Origin of the sequence: Arthrobacter sp. GAS37, from assembly GCF_044908325.1 — a bacterium.
GTDB classification, from domain to species: domain Bacteria; phylum Actinomycetota; class Actinomycetes; order Actinomycetales; family Micrococcaceae; genus Arthrobacter; species Arthrobacter ramosus.
In genome coordinates this window covers 1-23,574 of record NZ_JBIYDB010000022.1, presented here as the reverse complement: position 1 = coordinate 23,574, position 23,574 = coordinate 1, and the positions used below count along the sequence as shown (strand labels likewise).

17 protein-coding genes are annotated in these 23,574 nt (G+C 65.3%); 7 read left to right on the top strand and 10 right to left on the bottom strand.

Annotated elements, in window-relative coordinates; all coding sequences use genetic code 11:
- Window positions 1–6: 6 nt before the first annotated feature.
- Window positions 7–1,089 carry an NAD(P)H-dependent flavin oxidoreductase gene (locus ABH924_RS16555; RefSeq protein WP_404500519.1) on the top strand — a complete coding sequence of 361 codons (1,083 nt, stop codon included), beginning with the start codon at window positions 7–9 and terminating at the stop codon, window positions 1,087–1,089.
- On the opposite strand, the gene cydD is transcribed toward ABH924_RS16555, so the two are convergent.
- The 3 genes from cydD to ABH924_RS16540 are packed head-to-tail and all read right to left on the bottom strand — an operon-like array spanning window position 1,086 to window position 7,252.
- Window positions 1,086–4,517 carry a thiol reductant ABC exporter subunit CydD gene (gene cydD, locus ABH924_RS16550; RefSeq protein WP_404500517.1) on the bottom strand — a complete coding sequence of 1,144 codons (3,432 nt, stop codon included), beginning with the start codon at window positions 4,515–4,517 and terminating at the stop codon, window positions 1,086–1,088. The genes ABH924_RS16555 and cydD overlap by 4 nt on opposite strands.
- 3 nt (window positions 4,518–4,520) lie before the next feature.
- A complete protein-coding gene (gene cydB, locus ABH924_RS16545) occupies window positions 4,521–5,618 on the bottom strand; it encodes a cytochrome d ubiquinol oxidase subunit II (RefSeq protein ID WP_404500515.1) in 1,098 nt (365 codons plus the stop codon).
- A gap of 20 nt (window positions 5,619–5,638) precedes the next feature.
- Window positions 5,639–7,252 carry a cytochrome ubiquinol oxidase subunit I gene (locus ABH924_RS16540; protein WP_404500513.1) on the bottom strand — a complete coding sequence of 538 codons (1,614 nt, stop codon included), beginning with the start codon at window positions 7,250–7,252 and terminating at the stop codon, window positions 5,639–5,641.
- 274 nt (window positions 7,253–7,526) lie between these two features.
- On the opposite strand from ABH924_RS16540, the gene ABH924_RS16535 reads away from it, so the two are divergent.
- On the top strand, window positions 7,527–7,913 hold the full coding sequence (locus ABH924_RS16535) for a BlaI/MecI/CopY family transcriptional regulator (protein ID WP_404500511.1): 387 nt from the start codon (window positions 7,527–7,529) through the stop codon (window positions 7,911–7,913).
- 6 nt (window positions 7,914–7,919) lie between these two features.
- Window positions 7,920–8,912 (top strand): M56 family metallopeptidase, encoded by a 993-nt coding sequence (locus ABH924_RS16530; RefSeq protein WP_404500509.1) that lies wholly within the window; start codon window positions 7,920–7,922, stop codon window positions 8,910–8,912.
- 48 nt (window positions 8,913–8,960) lie between these two features.
- On the opposite strand, the gene ABH924_RS16525 is transcribed toward ABH924_RS16530, so the two are convergent.
- A complete protein-coding gene (locus ABH924_RS16525; RefSeq protein ID WP_404500507.1) occupies window positions 8,961–11,069 on the bottom strand; it encodes a type IIA DNA topoisomerase subunit B in 2,109 nt (702 codons plus the stop codon).
- A gap of 222 nt (window positions 11,070–11,291) precedes the next feature.
- On the opposite strand from ABH924_RS16525, the gene ABH924_RS16520 reads away from it, so the two are divergent.
- Window positions 11,292–11,513, top strand: a complete 222-nt coding sequence (locus tag ABH924_RS16520) for a hypothetical protein (protein ID WP_234750042.1) — start codon at window positions 11,292–11,294, stop codon at window positions 11,511–11,513.
- An 81-nt stretch (window positions 11,514–11,594) separates the two neighbouring features.
- On the opposite strand, the gene ABH924_RS16515 is transcribed toward ABH924_RS16520, so the two are convergent.
- Together ABH924_RS16515 and ABH924_RS16510 are read right to left on the bottom strand one after the other, a co-directional pair.
- Window positions 11,595–12,221: an FMN-binding negative transcriptional regulator gene (locus tag ABH924_RS16515; protein ID WP_404500505.1), complete on the bottom strand. Its 627-nt coding sequence runs from the start codon at window positions 12,219–12,221 to the stop codon at window positions 11,595–11,597.
- Between the two features lie 50 nt (window positions 12,222–12,271).
- Window positions 12,272–13,213: a DMT family transporter gene (locus tag ABH924_RS16510; RefSeq protein WP_404500503.1), complete on the bottom strand. Its 942-nt coding sequence runs from the start codon at window positions 13,211–13,213 to the stop codon at window positions 12,272–12,274.
- Between ABH924_RS16510 and ABH924_RS16505 the strand changes: the two genes are divergently transcribed.
- Window positions 13,212–14,624 carry a PLP-dependent aminotransferase family protein gene (locus tag ABH924_RS16505; RefSeq protein WP_404500501.1) on the top strand — a complete coding sequence of 471 codons (1,413 nt, stop codon included), beginning with the start codon at window positions 13,212–13,214 and terminating at the stop codon, window positions 14,622–14,624. The two genes, ABH924_RS16510 and ABH924_RS16505, sit on opposite strands and share 2 nt — an antisense overlap.
- 78 nt (window positions 14,625–14,702) lie before the next feature.
- Here the strand turns inward: ABH924_RS16505 and ABH924_RS16500 are convergent, their stop codons facing one another.
- The 4 genes from ABH924_RS16500 to ABH924_RS16485 form a co-directional block, all read right to left on the bottom strand.
- Window positions 14,703–16,001 carry an RNA polymerase sigma factor gene (locus tag ABH924_RS16500; RefSeq protein WP_404500499.1) on the bottom strand — a complete coding sequence of 433 codons (1,299 nt, stop codon included), beginning with the start codon at window positions 15,999–16,001 and terminating at the stop codon, window positions 14,703–14,705.
- A 313-nt stretch (window positions 16,002–16,314) separates the two neighbouring features.
- Entirely contained in the window at window positions 16,315–17,574 is a 1,260-nt protein-coding gene (locus ABH924_RS16495; RefSeq protein ID WP_404500497.1) for a DUF4192 domain-containing protein, read from the bottom strand.
- Between the two features lie 94 nt (window positions 17,575–17,668).
- Window positions 17,669–19,027, bottom strand: a complete 1,359-nt coding sequence (locus ABH924_RS16490; protein WP_404500495.1) for a nitrate/nitrite transporter — start codon at window positions 19,025–19,027, stop codon at window positions 17,669–17,671.
- A gap of 35 nt (window positions 19,028–19,062) precedes the next feature.
- Window positions 19,063–20,001, bottom strand: coding sequence for a proteasome assembly chaperone family protein (locus ABH924_RS16485; protein ID WP_234750028.1), 939 nt, complete (start codon window positions 19,999–20,001; stop codon window positions 19,063–19,065).
- A gap of 318 nt (window positions 20,002–20,319) precedes the next feature.
- On the opposite strand from ABH924_RS16485, the gene ABH924_RS16480 reads away from it, so the two are divergent.
- Window positions 20,320–21,840, top strand: coding sequence for a leucyl aminopeptidase (locus ABH924_RS16480; protein WP_404500493.1), 1,521 nt, complete (start codon window positions 20,320–20,322; stop codon window positions 21,838–21,840).
- A 234-nt stretch (window positions 21,841–22,074) separates the two neighbouring features.
- Window positions 22,075–23,457 (top strand): dihydrolipoyl dehydrogenase, encoded by a 1,383-nt coding sequence (gene lpdA, locus ABH924_RS16475; RefSeq protein ID WP_234750024.1) that lies wholly within the window; start codon window positions 22,075–22,077, stop codon window positions 23,455–23,457.
- Window positions 23,458–23,574 lie beyond the last annotated feature (117 nt).

Here is a 23,574-nt window from a genome sequence, read left to right as displayed (position 1 = left end):
GCTGCGATGTCGTGGAAAGACACGCGGGCAACCCGCCTCTTCAATATTGACCTGCCCATTGTCCTCGGTCCGTTCGGTGGCTTGTCATCGGTGGAACTGTCGGCCACGGTCAGCGAGGCCGGCGGGCTCGGTTCCTACGGCCTCTACGGATACGATGCGGAGCGGATTGCCGCCACGGCCCGCGAACTCAGGGAAGCCACCGGGAAACCTTTCGCGCTGAATCTTTGGCTCCCCATCGAGGGCGAAGAGCCGCCGACCCCGGACGCCCGGCAGTTCGCCACCTACGTGCACATCCTCCGGCCGTATTTCGAGCTGGTGGGCATGGAACCACCCACGCAACCGGACACCTACCTTCCCGATCTGCAGGAACAGATCCAGGCGGCCTTCGATGCCCAACCGGCCGTGCTGAGCTTCGTGTTCGGTGTTCCGTCCGAGGCTGTCATCGAGGAGGCCCACCGGAACGGCATCGTAGTGGTGGGTACTGCAACCACTATTGACGAAGCCGTGGCCCTGGCTGCCGGCGGCGTAGACGCGATCGTCGCCACAGGGATGGAGGCCGGTGGACACCGGGTTTCCTTCCTCCGCGCCCCGGAGGACTCGCTCGTCGGGACCATGGCCCTCGTGCCCCAGGTGGTGGATGCCGTCCCGGTTCCGGTCATCGCCGCGGGCGGTATCTCTGATGGCCGTGGAGTCGCTGCCGCCTTTGCGCTTGGCGCGGACGCGGTCCAGATCGGTTCAGCCTTCCTGGCCACGCGGCAATCAGCCATCAGTCCGGCGCACCTGGCCGCGATGCGCGGACCCGACGCCGCCCACACTGTCCTGACCCGCGCCCTCAGCGGTCGCTTGGCGCGCGGTATCCCCAACCGGATTATCGCCGAGCTCTCCGATCCCGCCACGCATGCCCCGTTCCCGATCCAGAACTGGCTGACCGGCAAGTTCCGGCCCGCTGCGGCGGCACAGGGAATCCCGGACCTGATGTCCCTGTGGGCAGGCCAATCGACGCCGCTCATCAGGGAGGACGACGCGCGGAAACTCGTGGACAACATCGTCGAGTCCGTGGACGCCACCTTCGGGCGGCTCCTCGGCTAGTTTCCGCGCACGAGCGCCGGGAGCGCCGACGGCGAGCCCAGATCCAACCGGGAGTCTCCCCCGGCGATGTCGGCCGGGTTGTGGGTCACCAGGACCACGGTGACGTCCTTCAGCCCGGCGCGCAGCTCCGCCATCATGAGGCGCCCGGCCTCGGCGTCGAGATGGGCGGTTGGCTCGTCCAGAAGGAGGACAGCTGCGCCGGTGAGGAGTGTACGGGCCATGGCGAGCCGTTGGCGTTCGCCGCCGCTCAGGAACGAACCCGAGGGGCCTATGCGGCTGTCAAGGCCCCCGGGAAGCCCGGACACCAGTCCGGAAAGCCCGACGGCGTCCAAGGCCTTGTCCATGTCCGCTTCGGTAGGCTTGCGGGCCGCCGGGCGGGCGAGCAGCAGGTTGCCTCGGATCGTGGAGTCGAAGAGGTGGGCCTCCTGGGGACACCAAGCAGCATTCCCGCTGACGTAGGCCCTTCCGGATGATACGGGCAGGAAGCCAAGCAGTACGGAGAGCAGCGTGGACTTCCCCGAGCCGGAGGGGCCCGTGACCGCGAGCAAATGCCCGGGGGCCGCTTCGGCGCTGAGCCCGCTGAACACGGGCGCGCGGCCGGGCCATGACGCTTCGAGTCCATCCAGCAGCAGCCCCGCAGAGCCGTCGGGTCGCTCCGGCAACGTGAGCACACCGCCGTCGGCTTCTGGGGCGTCAAAGGCCCCTGACTGGGCGATCCGCCGCAGCACCGCGGCCAACGCCGGACCCTGCCGCACGGCAGACACTACCGCCCCGTAGGGCTCCGCGAGCGCCAGCTGAACGAGGACGACGACGGCGAGCACGGCCGGCGCAACAGTTCCGGATTGCACCGACGGTGCCGCGAGAATGCCCGCCCCCAGCGCTCCCAGGGTGCAGGCCAGCACGGTCAATCCCTGGCCTATGCCGTCAGCCCAGGCGGAACGCTGGGCGGCAGCGGTGGCCGCGTTGTCCCTCTGGGTCAAGGACGACAGGACTGTGCCGGCCACGCCGTTGGCGCTGAGCTCCGCGCGGGCGTCGAGGGCTGCGGCAACATCAAGCAGCACAAGTGAGCGCAGTTGCTGCTCAGAACGGGCCGCGTTGCGGTCCGCCGCCAGAGCGAGAAGAGGAGCCAGCACAAGGCCAACCACGGCGCTCGCGACAACCGCCGGCACAGTGGCGGGAACCAGCAGGGCCGAGGCGACCATCGCCGATGCTGCGACGGCAAGGGCGGAAAGGGGTGGAAGGACGACGCGCGGCAACACGTCGCGCAGCGTATCGACGTCGTCCACCACCGCTGCGAGCACATTGCCGCCCTGCAGGAGCCGTCGCAAGGACAGTGCCCTTGCGCTGAGGCTCGCCCAGAGCGCGCCCCGGAGCCTCGTCATCGCCGCGAAGACCGTGTCGTGGACGACGAGCCGCTCGGAATACCGCAGGACCGCCCGGCCTATGCCGAAGAACCGAACGCCCACGATGGCGCCGAGCAAGTATAGGATAGGCGGTTGTTCGCTGGCCCGGATGATGAGCCACCCGGAGAGTCCGGACAACGCCACGGCAAACAAGGCGGCGAGCGCCGCGAGCAGCACGGCACCGGCGAACTTGTAACGGACAGGCGCCAGGATACGCGCGAGGGCCCTGAGTGTGGAGACGGCGGTGGGGGGTTCAATTCCCCCGCCCGGTGCGGCTCCGGGATTCGTGTCCCGCTCGACCGGAGCTGGCGCGGATGCAGCGGATGCGGCGGATTCCAGGATCACGGGACCGGCTTGCTCCTGCGCTGTCCCGCCGTCGACCGCCCCGCCGCCGACCTTCACCACGTTGTCCGCAAGTTTCCGGGTCGCGGCGTCGTGGGCCACCAGGATGACAGTCGCGGCCCCACGCAGCCCCGCGATGGCCGAACGGATCGCGTCCGCGGACGCGACGTCGAGATGCGCGGTGGGTTCGTCGAGCAGCAGGACCGTGGCTCCCGCGTTGAGGCGCGCCAAACCGCGGGCGACGGCCACCCGCCGCACCTCGCCAGGGCTCAACTCGGAAGGATGTTTGAACGCGAGATGCTCCGCGGCAGCCCGCTCCAGGCAACGCATCGCCCTCGCGATGTCCGCGTCCGGCGTGGACCCGGGGTCCATCGACGAAACGTCTTGGTACCCGCCGTCCAGGTAGAGGACGATCTCGTCCAGCACCGTACCGGCCACCATGACGGGATGCTGCGGTACCCAAGCCACCGCGCCGGCATCCAATCCAGTAACCGATCCTTCAATGGCTGCCAGCGGCCCGTCGCCGATCGTTCCGGCGAGGACACCCAGGATGGTGCTCTTGCCCGAACCGCTGCGGCCATCAAGGGCGGTGATCTGTCCGGCCGGCGCCTTGAAGTCGATGGGTCCGACGGCGGCAACCGCCCTTCCCGCATACCTCACCGTCAGTCCGGTGACCGCGACGCCGCCGGGCGCCCTGTTGCTGGCTGGCGCCCCGCCGTCGTACCCATCATTCAGCGGAAGGCCCGCCGGCGACTCCAGCACGGCGTTGGCTGCGGCCAACGCCTCACGCCCGTCGTCGCTGGCGTGGTGGGCCGTGCCCAGCTCGCGCAGGGGAAGATAGCAATCGGGGGCGAGGATGAGGGCCAGCAGGCCGGCTTCCAGGCCCATGTCGCCCGCCACGAGTCGCACGCCGATGAAGACGGCCACCACCGCGACGGAGATGGTGGCTATCAGCTCCAGGGCGAGGGCGGACAAGAAGGCAGTCCGCAGTGTTCCCATGGTGCGCGAGCGGTATTCCTCCGAGAGGTCCTCAAGGGCTGCGCGTTGTTCGCCCGCGCGGCCCAGTCCCACCAGCACGGGAAGTCCCTTGGCCAACTCCAGGATGTGCCCCGAGAGCCTCCGCAGCGTGGATTGGGCTTCGTGGACCCGGTCCTCGGTGTGGCGGCCGATCAGCACCATGAACAGCGGGACCAGCGGCAAGGTCAGCACCACAACCACAGCACTGACCCAATCCGCGAAGAGGATCCTCGCGCCGAGGAGCAGGGGCAACGCGGCGCAATTGACCAAGGCGGGCAGGAACTGGGTGTAGTAGTTGTCCAGTGCATCAAGTCCGCGGGTCGCGAGCACGGCGAGCCCGCCGTCGTTCACTTCGCCGACCCGTCCCGCAGCCCCGGCGCCGAGGGCGCGCCCCAGCAGCCTGGACCTCAGCTCTTCCTTGACCCCGAGGGCCGCCCGGCGCGCCGCGACTCCCTGGCCCCAGACAGTCAGCGACCGCAGGACCGCACCGGCGGCACCCCAGAGGAGTCCTTCGCGCCATCCCAGGCCGCCCCCAGCAAGTCCGGACAACATCCCGGCGATCGCCTGTGCAATCAGGATCAGGGACAGAGCCTTGAGTGAGGACAGCAGACCAAGGAAGTACAAAGCGGATCGGGTGGCAGGTCCTGCGGGCAGCTGGGGCTTCATCCGTTACTCGCCGGCGTCGTGGGGTGCGTGTTTGGCAGTTGGTCCGCCCGGCGCCGCATGGCCGACCAGGACCTTGGCCGCGATGGCCGGCAGGAAGCCATGTGCGGCGGGAATATGTGCTGCGCTCACGCGGCGGCGGAACACCCAGTAGGTCCAGGCCTGGTAGGCGATGACGAGGGGCAGCCCGACGGCGGCCACGATACTCATCAACCCCAGGGTGTAGGCGGACGAGGAGGCGTTGGAAATGGTGAGGTTGAAGGCGGGGTTCAGGGTGGAGGGAATGACCACGGGGAACGCCGCACCGAAGATCGAGGCGGTGGCGCACACCAGGAAAGCACCCAGGGCCCCGAAGGCCTTGCCCTCAGCTCCCTTGCGGGCAAGGACCCAGGCTCCCGCGGCAGCCAGGACTCCGAGGATCACCAGAATCCACGTCAACGGCTTGCCGCTGAGCAGCTGGAGGGACACCATCCATGCCAGCATCGGCAGCAATGCGAGAGGAGCGAGCCGCACAAACCAGCGGCGCGCACGGTGGCGCACCTCGCCGTCGGTCTTCAGGGCCAGGAACGCCAGGGCGTGCACCAGGGCGAACGCGACGACGGCGAAACCGCCCAGCACGGCGTATCCGCTGAACCAGGCAAAGGGGCCGCCCTGGCGGTCGCCATTCGAGTCAATCGGCAGCCCGGTGGTGGTCAACGCCAGCGCGGCGCCGATGCCGAACGCGGCCGTGAACGAGCCCAAGGCAATCGCCCAGTCCCAGACGGTCCGCCAGCGCGCTCTGTCCACTTTGCCCCGGTACTCGAAAGCCACAGCCCGGAAGATCAGGGCCACCAGGACAATCAGGAGCGGCAGGTAAAGCGCCGAAAACAGCGAGGCGTACCACAGCGGGAAGGCCGCGAAGGTGGCACCGGCCGCGGTCAGCAGCCACACTTCGTTCCCGTCCCACACCGGGCCGACCGTGTTGAGCAGCACCCGGCGGTCGGTGTTGTTCCGGGCGAAGAGCTTCATGAGCATTCCGACGCCGAGGTCGAAGCCCTCCAGGAAGAGGTATCCCGTCCACAGCACGGCGATGGCCACGAACCAGACGGTAGGCAACAGTTCCATTCGAAAGATCCCTTTGCTTCCTAGTAGGCGAATGCCAGGACGTCGTCGCTGTCGCCGGGCTGGCCCGGGGCGCCCGGGGTCCCGCCGTCGTCGTCCTTCTTTTCTTTTTTCTCGCCGTGGCGGGCTTCGGCGAGCTCCGGCATCGCGGACACCACACCGCCGCGGGCGTATTTGACCAGCAGCCGGACTTCCACCACCAGCAGAACCGCGTAGATGGAGGCCAATACGACAAGCGAGGTGATGAGCTCGGCGGCAGAGACGCCTGGTGAGACGGCCGCGGCCGTGAACATGAACACTTGGTCGACGCCGCTGGCATCAGGATTGGGCGCGACGACGAACGGTTGGCGGCCCATTTCGGTGAAGATCCAGCCGGCGGCGTTGGCGCCGAAGGGAGCCAGGATGCCGAACACTGCCAGGCGCATGATCCAGCGGGATTGCGGGACCATGCCCTTGCGCGTGACCCATAGAGCAAGCAATGCGGCAAAGGCAGCGATCCCGCCGAAGCCGATCATCATGCGGAAGCCCCAGTAGGTCACTTCCATGACGGGTACGTACTGGATTTCCTGGCCTGCCCGATCGCCGTACAGGGGATTGTTCGGCAAGTGGGTGCCGTACTTGGCCTTGTACTCGTCGAGGAGGCTGTTGACGCCCTTCACTTCCGTGTTGAAATCGCCCTTGGCCAGGAAGGAGAGGATGCCGGGGACCTCGATCACGGCCACGATGTCGTTGCAGCTCTTGGACCCGAGGTTGCCGACGCTCAGCACGGAGAATCCGGTGCCGTCGTGGCAGGCGGCCTCAGCCGCGGCCATCTTCATGGGCTGTTGTTCGAACATCAGTTTGCCCTGCAAATCGCCCGTGAAGGCGGTGCCGGCGAAAGAGATCATGGCGACGACGGCGCCGATCCGCAGGGAGTTGATCCACACCATGTAGTCGGCCTTGTCCCGCCCGGGGATGTCGGCTTCGCCGGCGATGGCCCGGCCGTCGGCTCCGACGGTGTCAATGCCATCGTGGCGGCGGCGCCAGAGGTGGTACCAGGCGATGCCCAGAAGGAACGCACCGGCGACGGCCAGCGCGCCGAAGAGCGTGTGGGGTACGGCCACCATGGCGGTGTTGTTGGTGAAGACTGCCCAGGCGTCGGTCATGACGGGACGCCCGTTGACCATCGTGACGCCGACGGGGTGCTGCATCCAGGAGTTGGCAACGATGATGAAGTAGGCCGAGAAGACCGAGCCGATCACGGCGATCCAGAGGCACGCGAGGTGGACGCCGCGCTTGAGTTGCTTCCAGCCGAAGATCCAGAGCCCCAGGAAGGTCGATTCCACGAAGAACGCCAGAAGCGCTTCCAAAGCCAGCGGCGCGCCGAACACGTCGCCGACGAATCGGCTGTATTCGCTCCAGGCCATGCCGAATTGGAATTCCTGCACGATACCCGTGGCCACGCCCATGATGAAGTTGATGAGGAAGAGCTTGCCCCAGAACTTGGTCATCCGCAGGTATTCAACTTTGCCCGTACGGTACCAGAGGGTCTGGATGACGGCCACGACAAGCCCCAGCCCGATGGTCAGCGGCACCATCATGAAGTGGTAGACCGTGGTGATTCCAAATTGCCAGCGTGCGATTTCCAAGGCGTCCATGGCTGTCCTTATTGTCCCGACGCCCGCTTGCGGCGTCCTTTTTCTACGTTGCGTAGAACTGACTTCTTCTACACAGTGTAGAACAAACCCCTGCGATCTGCTCACCACTCTTCCAGTGGCGTCACAGTGCCGCAAGGACACGCCGCGCCGCATGTTCTACCTCACGTAGAATCGCCGCCTGAAAAGCGGTAGATTGATGGTGGAATGTTGGATCATCGCACTTCCCCCCGGCCCATGCGGCGGGCAGGGAAGTGCGGAAAGTAGGGATGCATTGATGGCAAGTCTTGGCGAACTGGAACGGGCGGTCATGGATCTCCTTTGGGCGGGCCAGGAGGCTGCGACAGCCAACAGACTTCGTGATCTGCTGGCGCAGGATTCTGCCGCCACGGATGGCATTGCAGGACACCAGGGCAAGGACCTCGCAGTCACTACGGTGCTGACAGTCTTGTCCCGCCTTGAGAAGAAGGGCCTCGTGGAGCGCGAACGCGGCACCCGCCCGCACCGCTACCAGGCTGTTTCGAGCCGCGCAGACCACACGGCGGACCTCATGCATGAGGCCCTGGGCTCTGCCCCGGACCGCGAAGCCGTGCTGGCGCGGTTCATTGGTTCCGTGAGCGAGAGTGAAGCTGCCACGCTGCGCAAGCTGCTCGGCAAAAACTAAGCACCCATGTTCTGGACCTCATATTTTCTGGCGGTCCTTGCTTTGGTGCTGGCCTGGCCGGTTCCTGTCCTCCTTTCGCGCGCCGAATGGCCGTCACGCGCGCCGTTCATGGCCATGGTCCTCTGGCAAGCCATCGCACTAGCCGGTGGCTTGTCCATGATCGGGGCCATGCTCGTCTACGGGCTTGAGCCCATCGGAGACAACCTCATTGCGGGTCTGCGCTCCTTGGCCGGCATGGTGCTTCACAACGAGCCCACCACGGCACTGGGCTTCTGGCACTTGTTCGCTTTGTCCGCCGCGGCGCTGCTGAGCGCCCATCTCGTCTTTACCCTGCTGATTACCTACGTCAAGATCGAACGGCAGCGGCGGAGGCACCGCGAACTCCTCGCACTTCTGGCCTCACCGTCCAACGACGGCCCTGGCACCGTGGTCATCAACCACGACTCGCCCGTTGCATACTGCTTACCGGGCGGCGCAAGGTCAGTGACCGTCCTGTCCGACGGCCTCATGGCCGCCCTGGAGCCGGCCGAGTTGAGGGCCGTCCTCATCCACGAAAATGCCCATCTCTCCCAGCGCCACGACCTTCTCTTATGGGCCTTCGCGGCATGGCGCCAGGCACTGCCCTGGTTCCCCACCACGCGACTCGCCCAGGTTGCGGTCAACTCCCTGATCGAAATGCTGGCCGACGATGTGGCCCTGCGTAGCGAGAGCAAGGGAACGCTCATCAAGGCGATCGCGATCGTGGCCAGCGGCTCCGCCCGTCCTGTGGAGCAATTCGCCCCTTCCGGAACAAGCGAGCGGGACTCTTCCCCCGAAGACAGCACCTTGAGCGGGACCGGCGGTGCCGACTCACCGCGTACGACGGCGTCGCGCGTCAGCCGGCTGCTCTCACCCAAGCCGCCACTTCCGGCAGCTCAGCGCGCTTTGGTGCTCGCGGCATCGGCCATGTTGCTCGCGGTGCCGACAGGCCTGCTGATTGTGCCGGGTTTGCTGGGCTGAGCGGGGTTGGATAGGCCTGATGGGCCCGCTGACCGCACCAACACTTGATCAGGCGTCGATGCGTTCCCGGTCCAGGTCCGCTGCGCCGGCAATAATGAAGTCCTTGCGCGGGGCGACGTCCGATCCCATCAGCAGGTCAAAGGTGTCCTCCGCCATCTTGGCGTTCTCAATCCCCACCTTGCGCAGGGTGCGGTGGCGCGGATCCATGGTGGTCTCGGCGAGCTGCTCGGCGTCCATTTCACCCAGGCCCTTGTAGCGCTGGATCGGTTCCTTGTAGCGCTTGCCTTCCTTGGCGAGCCTGGCCAGCAGGACGTGCAGTTCGGCTTCCGAGTACGTGTAGATCATCTCGTTGGCCTTCTGGCCCGCGTTGATGACTTCCACCCGGTGCAGCGGCGGCACTGCCGCGTATACCCGGCCCTCGTCGATCATCGGACGCATGTACCGGAAGAACAAGGTGAGCAGCAGCGTACGGATGTGCGCGCCGTCGACGTCTGCATCGGTCATCAGGATCACCTTGCCGTACCTGGCGGCGCCGATGTCGAAGCTCCGGCCCGAACCGGCACCCACTACCTGGATAAGGGCTGCGCACTCCGCGTTGGAGAGCATGTCCCCCACCGAGGCCTTCTGCACGTTCAGGATCTTGCCACGAATCGGCAACAACGCTTGGAAGTCCGAGGACCGCGCCAGCTTGGCGGTGCCGAGCGCAGAGTCACCTTCCACGATGAACAGCTCGGAGCGTCCGACGTCGTCCGTCCGGCAATCTGCCAGCTTGGTGGGCATCGACGACGTTTCCAGCGCATTCTTCCGGCGCTGCGTTTCCTTGTGGACGCGGGCCGAGATGCGGGACTTCATCTCGCTGACGATCTTCTCGAGCAGCAGTGCGGACTGGGCCTTGTCGTTGCGGTTCGCCGAGTTCAGGCGCGCAGTGATTTCTTCCTCGACCACCTTGGCAACGATCGCCTTGACGGCCGAGGTGCCCAGGATTTCCTTGGTCTGGCCCTCGAATTGCGGCTCTGCCAAGCGGACCGTCAGCACCGCCGTCAGGCCGGCCAGGATGTCGTCCTTCTCAATCTTGTCGTTGCCCGCTTTGAGCTTGCGTGCGTTCGTTTCGACGGCCTTGCGGAAGGTCTTCAGGAGTGCCTGCTCGAAACCTGCCTGGTGCGTGCCGCCCTTGGGCGTCGCGATGATGTTGACGAAGCTCCGCATGCTGGTTTCGTAGCCGATCCCCCAGCGCAGCGCGATGTCCACTTCACAGTCGCGTTCCACTTCGGCGATCTTGCTGTGCCCGTTTTCGTCAAGGACCGGAACGGTTTCCTTGAACTTGCCCGCACCGTGGAGCCGCCAAACATCAGTGACGCCCGAATCCGCGGCGAGGAAGTCGACGAACTCGGAAATGCCGCCGTCGTGATGGAAGACCTCTTGGTGCGGGCCATTCTCGCCGGGGGTACCGGGGAGCCGGCGCTCGTCGCGCACCGTGAGCTTGAGGCCCGGAACCAGGAATGACGTTTGGCGGGCGCGCGCCGCAAGATCCTCGAGGGAGAACTTCGCGTCCGGGGTGAAGATCTGCCGGTCTGCCCAGTAGCGGATGCGGGTGCCGGTGACACCCCGCTTGGCTTTGCCCACGACGTCGAGCACCGAGTTCTCGACGAACGGTTCGAAGACCGACGTCGGGCTGGGCTTCGAGCCGGTGTCCTTGAATCGTCCGGGCTCGCCGCGGCGGAATGACATCTGGTACGTCTTGCCGCCGCGGTCCACCTGCACGTCAAGACGGGCAGAAAGCGCGTTCACTACGGACGCGCCGACGCCGTGCAACCCGCCGGACGCCGTATAGGAGCCGCCACCGAACTTTCCGCCTGCATGCAGTTTGGTGAAGACGACTTCGACCCCGGTGAGCCCGGTCTTGGGTTCCAGGTCCACGGGGATGCCGCGGCCGTCGTCGTGGATTTCCACCGAGTTGTCCGCGTGCAGGATGATCTGGATGTCATGCCCGAAGCCCGCCAGCGCTTCGTCCACAGAGTTGTCGATGATCTCCCACAGGCAGTGCATGAGGCCGCGTGAGTCGGTGGAGCCGATGTACATACCCGGACGTTTGCGGACCGCCTCCAGGCCTTCCAAAACGGAAAGGTGCCGGGCGTTGTATTCAGAACTCGGTGCCACGGGCGGGGCGCTCCTTCGGGGGTATAACAGAGGCAAAAAACACTTCTCCTAGGCTAGCCGCCCCGGAGCCCGGACGAGAGCTGCCACTCCCAATCGTGCTGGACGCCACTTTCCGGTGTTACGCACATGTGATACGCGGACAGCGAACGTGACCCATCCTTGCCATGGTTTTGCTTCGAATGCTGGTTATATGGATACACAGAACTACTAAGGAGGCCGAACATGACAACAGCAGTTGCAGACCGCACACTCAATGCACTCGACCGGTGCGACCGTTGCGGGGCCCAGGCATATGTCCGCGTTGTACTCGAGTCCTCCGGCGGTGAGCTGCTCTTCTGCGGCCACCACGCACGTGCAGTAGAGGCCACGCTGCGGCCGATGAGCTCGGACTGGCATGACGAGACGGCTCGCCTTCAGGAGAAGGAACCCGTCCTGGCCGACTAGCCATCAACGGCTGGCCCAGCGGCCCGGCTGACAAAATTTCATAGAGACAGAGGCCCCCTCCGGACGGAGGGGGCCTCTGCGTTAACTTCCCTGCCTGGCCCGGGCTACATCGGCAGCAATCTCCCTGTGCCCTTGGGCATCAAGCCCGGCCACGACCCCGTCAATGTCCTTGTCAGGCCGGTTCTGGCTCAGTTTGGCCTTCGCTTCGATACGGGTGATGACCAGCTCGACGCCAACGATCGCACGCAACTGGCCGGAAACGTAGCGCTCCGGCGCGTCGTCCACGGACCACGGCCGCTTGTAGCGGGCTTCGTTGAGCTTGGTCAGCTGCCTGACATGGTTCCCAAGCCACGCGGCATCGTCATGGACGGCAAGCTTGCCGTAGACGTGCGCGGTGGAGTAGTTCCACGTCGGGACGACGCGCCCGTGCTCTGCCTTCGATGCGTACCAGGAGGGCGAAATGTAGGCGTCCGCGCCCTGGATGATCACGAGTGACTCTCCGATCGCCGGCTCCGACCATTGGGAGTTGGTTCGGGCGAGGTGTCCGTGGAGCGCGCCGTGTTCGCCGATCGAGGGATCGTAGATGAGCGGCAGGAAGGTCGCCAGCAGGCCGTGCGACGTCATGGTGACCAGATTCGCCGCACTTGGCCGCGTCAGGAGGTCGTGGATTACGTCGGGACCGGCCGCGAAATGCGCTGGGATGTACATGGTTCTATTCTTCCTGTCTTGGGACGGCAGTCTTGGTGTTCTGTTGGTCTTCAGCGGCCCGGTTCCGGGCGCTGCGGATTGAGCCGGACCCGGACGGCGACGCCGGCGCAGATGATGACGGCCAGCCCACCGACAATCGTGGTCCAGCCCAGGGATTCGCCGAGCAGCAGCCCTGCCCAGCAAATGCTCAGCACGGGCTGGATGAGTTGTACCTGGCTGACCTTGGCCATGGGTCCAATGGCGAGGCCCCGGTACCAGGCGAAGAAGCCAAAGAACATGCTGACGACTCCGAGGTATGCAAAAGCAGCCCACTGGCCCGGTGAGGCTGACGGCGGCTGCTGGGCCAAGGAGAGCGCAGCCAGGCCTGCCATCAGCGGCAATGCCAGGACGAGCGCCCACGATACGGTCTGCCATGCGCCGAGTTCGCGGGCGAGCAGGCCGCCTTCTGCGTAACCGATTGCCGCAGCAATGACAGCTCCGAGGAGCAGCAAATCCGCCCGGTCAAGTTGCCCGAACCCACCGGACTGCGCGAATGCGAATGCGATGGCCGCAACGGCGCCTACGGCTGTGACCAGCCAGAAGGCGACAGGCGGATGTTCGCGTCCGCGGAGCACTGCGGCTGTTGCCGTTGCTGCCGGCAACAGGGCGATGACGACGGCACCGTGGCTGGCCGGCGCCGTCGTGAGTGCGAACGAGGTGAGCAAGGGGAAACCGACAACAATCCCGGCGGCAACCACGGCAAGGCGCGCCCATTGCCTGCCTCGAGGAAGGCGCTGCCTCGTGAGCGAGAGGGCGAATGCCGCGAGTATCGCCGCGACGACGGCACGGCCGGAGCCGATGAACAGGGGCGACAGGCCACCAACCGCCATCCGGGTGAAGGGAACGGTGAACGAGAACGCCGCTACTCCAAGGAGGCCCCACCACAGGCCCGTTGCCGAGCGGGACGGTATCACTGGGCGAATTATCGTAGTAGCGCTACTATTGTCTCTCATGAACAACGATAGCAGTTCGAGGATTGTGGCGCGACTACGCGAATGGATCGCCGGGGCCGCGCCGGGATCCCGGCTGCCGTCCAGCCGGTCACTGGTTGCCGAGTACCAGGCCAGCCCTGTGACGGTGCAGAAAGCCTTGCGAGCGCTCACTTCCCAGGGCTTGATCGAGAGCCGGCCCGGTGTCGGCACCTTCGTGCGGGCCGTCCGGACAGCACGCCCCTCGGATTACGGCTGGCAAACTGCAGCACTGCGCGCACCGCAGTCGCCTCCGCGCTCAGCCTCCACCACGATGCGTGACACCTCGAACGCTACTATTGCCTTCCACTCCGGATACCCGGACCGGGAACTCTTGCCGGAGCGGCTTGTGCGGGCCGCTCTCGCCCGCGTGGCCCGCGGCGACGCTGCTTTGTCCCGGCCTCCGGCGCCTGGCCTTCCCGAGTTGCAGTCCTGGTTCGCGCACGAACTCGGCACCGCGACGCCGGCCGGCCTCACCCCGCCAACACCGAGTGACGTCATCGTGCTGCCTGGAAGCCAAGGCGGCCTCAGCTCCATCTTCACTGCATTGGTGGGCCACGGGCAGCCGCTGCTCATGGAATCTCCGAGCTACTGGGGAGCCATCCTGGCCGCCACGCAAGCCGGAGTCCGCATCGTCCCGGTGCCCAGCGGACCCGATGGGCCGGACCCCGAAGAACTGGCCAGGGCCTTTGAGGAGACGGGCGCACGGTTGTTCTACGCCCAACCGAACTACGCCAACCCCACTGGAGCGCAATGGTCCACCCGTCGGGGCGAAGAAGTCCTGGACGTCGTTCGACAGTACGGTGCGTTCCTCGTCGAGGACGACTGGGCCCACGATTTCGGCATCACGTCGACGCCGGTACCCCTCGCCGCACGTGACGACTCCGGCCACGTGGTCTATCTACGCTCCCTTACGAAAAGCGTTTCACCCGCCATCCGCGTTGCCGCCGTCATCGCGCGCGGCCCCGCCCGCGAACGTATCCTCGCGGACCGCGCGGCCGAGTCGATGTATGTCAGCGGGTTGCTGCAGGCTGCGGCACTCGATGTCGTCACCCAGCCGGCCTGGCAGACGCATCTGCGCAGCCTCCGCCATCAGCTCCAGTCACGCCGCGACCTCCTTGTCTCAAGCCTGCGCGAGCACGCCCCCCAGGCCCATCTCAGCCTCATCCCCAAGGGAGGGCTGAACCTTTGGGCACGCCTGCCCGACGGGACGGATCTCGAAAGGTTGACCCGTGACTGCGAGAGTGCCGGGGTGATGATCGCGGTCGGCACGGAATGGTTCCCGGCCGAACCGGCGGGACCGTTCATCCGGCTCAACTACGCAGGACCCAACCCCTCCGCCTTCCCGGAAGGCGCCCGCATCCTCGGCCAGGCACTCGAACGGAACAGCCCCTAGACGCAAAAAGTGGACCCCTGGAATCCGGGGGTCCACTTTTTGACGGGCTGTGCCGGTTAAGGCAAGGCGTCCGTTGCTTTAGTCAAGGTAGTCGCGCAGAACCTGCGACCGCGAGGGGTGGCGCAGCTTGGACATCGTCTTCGATTCGATTTGACGAATGCGTTCGCGGGTGACTCCATAGACCTTGCCGATTTCGTCTAAAGTCTTCGGCTGGCCATCGGTAAGGCCGAAACGCATCGCAACAACGCCTGCTTCACGCTCGGACAGGGTATCGAGCACCGAATGCAACTGCTCCTGGAGCAGGGTGAAGCTCACGGCGTCCGCCGGCACAACGGCTTCGGAGTCCTCGATGAGGTCGCCGAATTCTGAATCGCCGTCTTCGCCAAGCGGGGTGTGCAGCGAGATGGGCTCACGGCCGTACTTCTGGACTTCAACGACCTTCTCGGGAGTCATGTCCAGTTCGAGGGCCAGTTCCTCAGGCGTAGGTTCGCGTCCAAGGTCCTGCAGCATCTGGCGCTGGACGCGTGCCAGCTTGTTGATGACTTCCACCATGTGCACCGGGATGCGGATGGTTCGAGCCTGGTCAGCCATGGCGCGGGTGATGGCCTGGCGGATCCACCAGGTGGCGTAGGTGGAGAACTTGAAGCCCTTCGTGTAGTCGAACTTCTCCACTGCACGGATCAAGCCCAGGTTGCCTTCCTGGATGAGGTCCAGGAACAGCATGCCGCGGCCGGTGTAGCGCTTGGCCAGGGAGACCACGAGGCGCAGGTTGGCCTCGAGGAGGTGGTTCTTGGCCCTCTTGCCGTCGTGGATGATGAACTCGAGCTCACGCTTGAGCTTCGGGTCCATGGAACCGTCGTCGGCGTTGATCTTCTCTTCGGCGAAGAGGCCGGCTTCAATGCGGAGTGCAAGGTCGACTTCCTGCTCCGCATTCAGCAGGGCAACCTTGCCGATCTGCTTCAGATAGTCCTTGACGGGGTCGGCCGTGGCGCCGGCTGACATGACCTGCTGGACAGGCGCATCGTCGTCGTCGGCATCCGAGTAAACAAAGCCGGAACCGGTCGTGGCAGGCTTCTTTCCCTCTTCGCCTTCTTCGACGTCCTCCGTGAGCTCTGCTTCGTCGGGAACCACGGCGTCAAAATCCTCGGCTTCTTCTTCGGAGTCCTCGTCGGTGCCGGCGGACTTGTTGGCTGCTTCGGCAGCGGCCTTCGCGCCGGGCTTGGGCCCGCGCTTCTTGGGTGCCGGCTTCTCTGCACCTGCAGTCGAAGCATTGGCAGCGCGCGTTGCCGCTCGCTTCGCAGCTGTAGCCGCCTTCTTTTCTTCGGCGGACAGTTCGGCCAGGGCGGCGGGTTCCTTCTCGGCGGAAGACGGGGTCACAGAAAACCTTTCTAGCGGCGGTCTGTGGAATCACCATGGGGGCAACACCACTATGACCCTGTCAAGTCCGTGATCAACATCAAGTGCCATCGCCGACTGCAGAGTCTTTAGGTAAAACTCCCGACGGCGCCTTAATGTTCCCTGAGTTCAGGGGACATTTACGGCACTTGAAACACGGACCCAACCGGGTCTCGGCAACCATTGTCTCACGGTTTTGGATTCCGGGGGTCGATATCCGCTACCGTGCAGACAATTACGTGCCGCACGGATTTCCCTCAATGACGCGCTCCTGGAGTCGCCCCAGGGCCTGGGGTCATGCCGCCGCCCCACCGAACTTCCGCCACGCGGACGACTTGCTTTTGGCCCAACCGCACACCGTTCCGCGCCTCACCACCTCGGCGAGTAGTTCCGCAAGCCGATAGCCCTGTTGTTCAGCGTCAGCCTGCGAAAGAAGCTCGTGGGCGAATGAACCGCTCCCCCGGCACCACTGGATCCACCCCCGGATCGTGAGCGTTGCAGCCCGCGCCTCCCCACCACTGTGCCGGGAGAGCATCGCCAGAACCTGATCCAGGCTCGTCAACCGGTTCCAGTCGGGGTTCTCCGGGTAGAGGCCCAGCAGCACGTCTCCATAGCGCAGGACACTGACGTCCGTGGCCGAAGTCCGCGGAGCTTCCTTGCTACCGGCGGACCCCTTCCCTCCTGGCGGCCTGGCGGCTGCTGGCGCCAGGGAACGGAGCCCGGGCGGAATGACCAAGGCATCCTCTTCATCGTCCTCATGGCCAAAGAAGCCGAAGGCCTCTGCACCGCCGCAGGCGACGTCTTTCCCTGCAGCCGCCAGGACCACCACGGCGTCGCGCCACGCAGGAACCCTCAGGCTCGCCCGCAGGAACGCCGCGGCCTCGCCGTCGAATTCCTCTGGACGGCTGGAATCGAGGACCTTCGTCCACACATCGAGCATTTCTTCGAACGCCTTCCGGCTCCGCCACCGCCCGAGCAACTCTTCAAGCATGGCGCCTTCCGCACTCATGAACTCCGGATCAAGGACAGGCTGGTCTGCCGGGTCCACCAACCCGGGCGATTCCCTGACGTTGCTCCCCCTGAATACCATTTCCGCGTTGAGCCGGCTGTCCAGGATCTGGTCCACGGGACGGCCGGGAAGAGGACAGCACTCGAGATCGGTGCAGAATGCGCTTCGCCAGTAGTCGGAACCAATGAACCAGGCATCCCGCAGCGCCAGGCCACGGTGGGCCAGGACGGGTTCCAGGGCTTCCAGCAGGCGCAGCTTGTGTTGCACAACGCCCCCATGGTCCCAACCGTCGTCGCTGAAGAATGCCAAAAGCACGCCGTCGGCGTCATGGTCCGCCTCCAGATACTCACCGATCCTCCGTGAGTACGCGGCAAGCACGCGTTCAGATCTCCCGGGTGGAAGGTCCACGCGGAGGGTGGCGCCGAGTGTCTGCCCGCGCAGCGTGATCGCAACGAGGCTCTCCTTGGGCCAGAGTCCCAAGGCATGCGGAATGAAGCCGAGGATGTCCTCGGGCCGGGAGATGGTCACACGGTTGTCTGCTGTCATGAATCCAGCATCGGCAAAATAATGGGTGGCTGCAGGCCTCAATTGCCCTATGTGGACAAAGGTGTCCGTCAGCGCCTGTGGAGGAACACCGAGGCTACGGCGTGGAGCTCCGCTGCTTCGCGAGCCGTTCCCGGCGCAATTCCACGCGGCGCCGGCGCTGGTTCGCCAACGACACGAGGAGCGGCGGGACGTGTACGCCCTGGGCGGCCATCTGGCGGCGCACTTTGCGACGGGTCATGAGGATCAAGACCGTACCCACAAGCAGGAACAGGAACTGCACGCTCAATGCGATGCGGAAGGACGGCAGCCCGTACAGTTCCCCGCCCGAGAAGCCGCCGGTGTGGAGAAGATCGAGGATGAGCCCCACCAAGTAGATCGTCAGGAGCGCCGCAACGAAGCCGCCCACGTTGACGATGCCTGTGGCGGTGCCGATCCTGTGGGAAGGATTGAATGTCCGGGCAAAATCGAAGCCGATCATGGACCCGGGGCCGCCGATGGCCAGGGCGACCACCAGCACGGCAAGCAGCCATAGGGGCGCCCTGCTCGGCAACAGCAGGACCGCAGCCCAGGCAAGTGCGGTAGCCGCCGTGATCAGGAGGACCATGGCCGAGCGCCGCATCGGGTGCCGGGCCACGAAGGTTCCAAACAGTGGCCCCACGAGAATGCTGGTGACTACGAAGAGTCCCATCAAGGCGGACACGGTGGCCGGGTTCAGGCCCTGCGCCGATACCAGGAACGGGTAGCCCCAGGACATGGCGAAGACGTTGCCGCTGAACTGGACAGTGAAGTGGCACCAGAGTCCCAAACGCGTCCCGGGCTGCCGCCAGGCACGGGCCAGGGTCACACCCGTGGCGCGTAGCCCCTGGGCGCTCTCCCGGGGCGGGTGACCCGGCGGAACGTCCCTGAGCAAGGCGAGGACAAGGACGACGGCGAGTGCGGACAACGAACTCAACGCCAGGAAGGCCGTATTCCAGCCCGCCGAATGAAGCACCAGCGCGAACGGCACCACACTGATGAGCTGGCCTAGCTGGCCCGACATTCCCGTCAGCTGGGTGACGAGCGGAACGCGTGCCGGCGCGAACCAGATCGGCACGAGGCGGATCACGGAGACGAAAGTCATGGCGTCACCGGCGCCGACGAGGACCCGGCCGAGCACGCCTGCCGTAACAGCGTCGGCATAAGCCAGCTGGAGTTGGCCGAGACCCATGAGCACGGCCCCGCTGGCAATCATGGCGCGCGAGCCGAAGCGGTCAACCAGGAGCCCGACCGGTATCTGGAGGCCGGCGTAAACCAGCAGTTGAAGCACCGTGAAGAACGAAATCGCCGCCGCGCTGGCATGGAACCGTTCGGTAGCCTCCAGTCCGGACACACCGAAGGATGTGCGCTGGGCGACTGCCACAAGGTAGGCGAGCACCCCTATCGTCCAAATGAGCCAGGCGCGGGGTGCGTTCACCCTTCCATTATGCCCGGGGCTGTATTAAAGCTGCTTTATGGGCGCGCATCTTTACGTGCGAGATACGCCTCAACCGCCGCCCCCAGGTCCTCGGCGTTGGGCAGTTCGTCGTTCTCGTCGGCGAGCAGGGAACGGCGGACCGTTCCCTCGGCCTTGTCGTCATAGCGGGACTCCAGCTTTGAAACCACCTGCTGGACGTCCTCGGATGCTTCCACTTGTTCGGCGATCTGCCTGCCCACTTCCCTGCCGGCCTCGCGAAGGCGGTCCGTCGGCAGCATCAGGGACGTGGCAGCCCCCAGGTATTCCAGTCCCGCCACCGCTGCCGGCGGGTACTCGGCATCAGCGAGGTAATGCGGAACGTGGATGACGTACCCAGCCACTTTCCGCGCGGCTTCGGTCAACCGCAATTCCAGGATGTGGCCGATGGCCGAAGGAACCTCGACAGTCGGCCTCCATGTGGAAATGCCCTCGATGAGTTCCGGGCGGTTTCCGTGCACCGTCACGCCAACCGGCCGGGTGTGCGGAACAGGCATGGGAATAGAGTGGATCCAAGTCACCAGGTTGACGTCCAGTTTTTCCACGATCCCGACGACGGCGCGCGCGAAACGCTCCCACTGCAGGTCCGGTTCAAAACCGGCAAGCAGGAGGAACGGCTCGCCCAAGCCGTCGTTCAGCTTGTAAAGCGCCAGTTGGGGGGCTTTGTAGTCCTCCAGATGGTCTTCGACAAAGCTGATGTGCGGACGGCGCGCGCGGTAGTCGATGAGCTGGTCAGCGTCGAACACAGCCACGGTTTCGACTTCGAGCTTATCCAGCAGTTCCCGGTTGATCTGCTGGACCACGTGTCCGGCATCAGCGAATCCGGTGAAGCCCATCAGCATATTGAGGCCCCTGATATCCGGGCTGTGGAAGAGCTCGATGTTGCTCGCGTAGAGCGACTCAGGGTCAAGGAGTGAGCCGGAAATCCGTTCAAACACGGCATGTTCCTTTCGCAGTTTCAAGTTCTTGGAGGAGCGGGCGGCTGCACACCGCAGCAGACGCCTCGGCGGCCGGCCACGCTCCATGTATTGGTACAACGCCCCGGACCGGTCGCGCATTCCTGCCGGCCAATGTGCCGCAACTCTCATTTGATTGCTTTCCCGCGCAACAGACAGACTACGATCGAGACGTGCCGCCGTGTGCGGACCCAAGCAACTACCGACGTTGTCACAAGCGGACAACCGAGGGGTACCAGGGCCGGGCGCCTAACATGCAGCCCGGCCAAGCCATGCAGAGAGAGATGAGGACAAATCCTCGTGGTGAAGACTACAGACATCACCCTTGGCACTATCGCCAAGGACCTGAAGAAGGCGCCCAGCGACGCACTCGTGATAGCCGTCGGTCAGGGGGAAGACGGGCCGGTACTGCTCGGGAACCCGCTGGGGGCGAAGGCCGCGGAAACCCTCGCTGCTTCATTGAGCCTGCTCGGCATCACGGGAGCAGCCGATCAGGTACACCGTCTGCCGGGTCTTCCGGAGACCGGTTCGGGCGTCCTCGTCCTGGCAGGTGTCGGCAAGGTCGCCGACGACGCCCTCCTCGCCGAGGAAACCCTGCGCCGGGCTGCAGGATCCGCCGTCCGCCAACTGGCCGGTCTGTCCTCCGTCACCCTGGCCCTCCCGACGGCGTCCCTCGCCGACGTCGCGGCTGTCGCCGAAGGCGCCGTGCTGGGTTCCTATTCCTATACAGAGCACCGCTCCAGCAAGGACGGCCTCAAGGATCCGGTCGGCAAGGTCCTGATCCACACGGCGTTTGACGGCAAGGATGTCCAGCCCGCGCTCGATCGGGCATTGCTCGTGGGACGCGCGGTCAACGCCACCCGCACCCTGGTCAACCAGCCTCCGAGCCACCTTTACCCGGAGTCCTTTGCCGAAGCAGCCAAGGAACTCTCCAAGGGACTGCCCGTCAAGGTCACCGTGTGGGACGAAAAGCGCCTCGAAAAGGACGGTTTCGGCGGAATCCTGGGCGTCGGAAAGGGTTCAACCCGCCAGCCGCGCCTCGTCAAGGTGGAGTACAGTCCGGCGAAGGCCACCAAGAAGATCGCGCTTGTCGGCAAAGGCATCACTTTTGACACAGGCGGCATTTCCATCAAGCCGGCCCTCGGCATGGGCGACATGAAGAGCGACATGGCGGGCGCCGCCGTGGTACTTAATGCCGTCCTGGCCGTCGCGGGGCTCGGGTTGCCCGTCAAGGTGACCGCGTGGCTCTGCATCGCCGAGAACATGCCCTCCGGCGCTGCACAGCGCCCGGCTGACGTCCTCACCGTGTACGGCGGCAAGACGGTCGAGGTCCTCAACACCGACGCCGAGGGACGCCTGGTCATGGCGGACGGAATCGTCGCGGCCAGCCTCGAGCAGCCGGACGTCATCATCGACGTCGCGACACTGACTGGTGCCCAGCTGATCGCCCTCGGCAACCGCACCGCCGGCCTCATGGGTTCCGACGCCGTCACGGGCGCCCTCAAGTCCGCGGCGGACCGCGCGGGCGAACTTGTCTGGCCGATGCCGCTGCCGGAAGAACTGCGGGCCAGCCTCGACTCGCAGGTGGCGGACATCGCCAACATCGGCGAACGCCACGGCGGAATGATGACCGCGGCCGTGTTCCTGCGCGAGTTCGTCGGCAACGACGCCGAGGGCAAGCAGATCCCCTGGGCGCACGTCGACATCGCCGGCCCGTCCTTCAACAACGGCAGCCCCTACGGCTACACGCCCAAGCAAGGCACCGGCTGCACCGTCAGGACGCTGCTCGCCTACGTCGAAGACGTGCTGGCCACGGCCTAAGCCGGTCCCCAAGTGGGGCCGGTTTTTGACCGGCCCCACGGCCCGACGTGAGTCTGGCCACAAGCGCCCCACAAAAGCCTCGGCAGGGTGGAGCATGGATAAGTGGTTCGCTAAGGTGAACCACGGTAGTCACAAATGCAAGAGAACTTCGGTGCTGGCATAATCGCGGCAGTACAAGTTCCAAGACCAGATGACGCGTAGTCGCGTGTCATCGCTCACGCGAGGAGCGTCCTAGTGGCCGATCAGGCAACTGCGCAAGAATTCGACATCCTGGTACTCGGTGGCGGCAGCGGCGGCTACGCCACGGCTCTGCGTGCCGTTCAGCTTGGTTTCACCGTTGGTCTCGTCGAGAAGGCAAAGCTCGGCGGAACCTGCCTGCACAACGGGTGTATCCCCACCAAGGCCCTGCTGCACTCGGCCGAACTGGCGGACCACGCACGCGATTCCGCCAAGTACGGCGTCAATGTCACGTTGGACAGCATCGACATCACTGCCGTGAACGCTTACAAGGACGGAATCGTCGCCGGTAAGTACAAGGGCCTGCAGGGACTCATCAAGTCCAAGGGCATCACGGTCATCGAAGGCGAAGGCAAGCTGCAGGGCACCGACACCGTCGTCGTGAACGGCACAGCCTACAAGGGCAAGAACATCGTCCTTGCCACGGGTTCCTACTCCCGTTCCCTGCCCGGCCTGGAAATCGGCGGCCGCGTCATCACGTCCGATGAAGCGCTGACCATGGACTACATCCCCAAGAGCGTCATCGTGCTCGGCGGCGGCGTCATCGGCGTCGAATTCGCTTCCGTGTGGAAGTCCTTCGGCGTCGACGTCACGATCGTTGAAGGCCTCCCCTCCCTCGTTCCCAACGAAGACACCGCCATCGTCAAGAACCTTGAGCGCGCCTTCAAGAAGCGCGGCATCAAGTTCAGCACCGGCGTCTTCTTCCAGGGCGTCGAGCAGAATGACAACGGCGTCAAGGTCACCCTGGTTGACGGGCAGACCTTCGAGGCCGATCTCCTCCTGGTTGCCGTGGGCCGCGGCCCCGTCACTGCCAACCTTGGTTACGAAGAGGCAGGCGTCACCCTCGACCGCGGCTTCGTCATCACCAACGAACGCCTGCACACCGGCGTCGGCAACGTCTACGCCGTCGGCGACATCGTCCCCGGCGTCCAGTTGGCCCACCGCGGGTACCAGCAGGGCATCTTCGTCGCCGAAGAGATCGCGGGCCTGAACCCGGTGGTCGTCGAAGACGTGAACGTCCCGAAGGTCACCTTCTGCGAACCTGAAATCGCCACTGTTGGCTACACCGAAAAGGGCGCCAAGGAGAAGTTCGGCGAGGATCAGGTCCAGACCCAAGAATACAACCTGGCCGGCAACGGCAAGAGCTCCATCCTCGGCACGGGCGGCATCGTGAAGGTCGTCCGCCAGAAGGACGGCCCGGTCGTCGGTATCCACATGATCGGTTCCCGCATGGGCGAGCAGATCGGCGAAGCACAGCTGATCGTCAACTGGGAAGCACACCCGGAGGACGTGGCGCAGTTCATCCACGCTCACCCGACGCAGAACGAGACCCTGGGCGAAGTCCACCTCGCACTGGCAGGCAAGCCGCTCCACGGCTAAGTCTTTAGCAAGACACCCGGTCCTGGGGGCCCCCCCCCCGCGGGGGCCGGGCCCCCCCCCGCCGCACGCAACACCCCCACAACCGAACCAAAAGGCCCGGGGCGGCCGCGGGGGGGA

Bases quoted from the DNA above. Each gene is read 5' to 3' on its own strand.
- cydB (WP_404500515.1), bottom strand. From the start codon at position 5,618: ATGGAACTGTTGCCTACCGTCTGGTTCGTGGCCATCGCCGTGCTGTGG.
- ABH924_RS16520 (WP_234750042.1), top strand. From the start codon at position 11,292: ATGACAACAGCAGTTGCAGACCGCACACTCAATGCACTCGACCGGTGC.
- ABH924_RS16515 (WP_404500505.1), bottom strand. From the start codon at position 12,221: ATGTACATCCCAGCGCATTTCGCGGCCGGTCCCGACGTAATCCACGAC.
- ABH924_RS16510 (WP_404500503.1), bottom strand. From the start codon at position 13,213: ATGAGAGACAATAGTAGCGCTACTACGATAATTCGCCCAGTGATACCG.
- ABH924_RS16505 (WP_404500501.1), top strand. From the start codon at position 13,212: ATGAACAACGATAGCAGTTCGAGGATTGTGGCGCGACTACGCGAATGG.
- ABH924_RS16540 (WP_404500513.1), bottom strand. From the start codon at position 7,252: ATGGACGCCTTGGAAATCGCACGCTGGCAATTTGGAATCACCACGGTC.
- ABH924_RS16555 (WP_404500519.1), top strand. From the start codon at position 7: ATGTCGTGGAAAGACACGCGGGCAACCCGCCTCTTCAATATTGACCTG.
- ABH924_RS16535 (WP_404500511.1), top strand. From the start codon at position 7,527: ATGGCAAGTCTTGGCGAACTGGAACGGGCGGTCATGGATCTCCTTTGG.
- ABH924_RS16495 (WP_404500497.1), bottom strand. From the start codon at position 17,574: ATGACAGCAGACAACCGTGTGACCATCTCCCGGCCCGAGGACATCCTC.
- ABH924_RS16530 (WP_404500509.1), top strand. From the start codon at position 7,920: ATGTTCTGGACCTCATATTTTCTGGCGGTCCTTGCTTTGGTGCTGGCC.
- cydD (WP_404500517.1), bottom strand. From the start codon at position 4,517: ATGAAGCCCCAGCTGCCCGCAGGACCTGCCACCCGATCCGCTTTGTAC.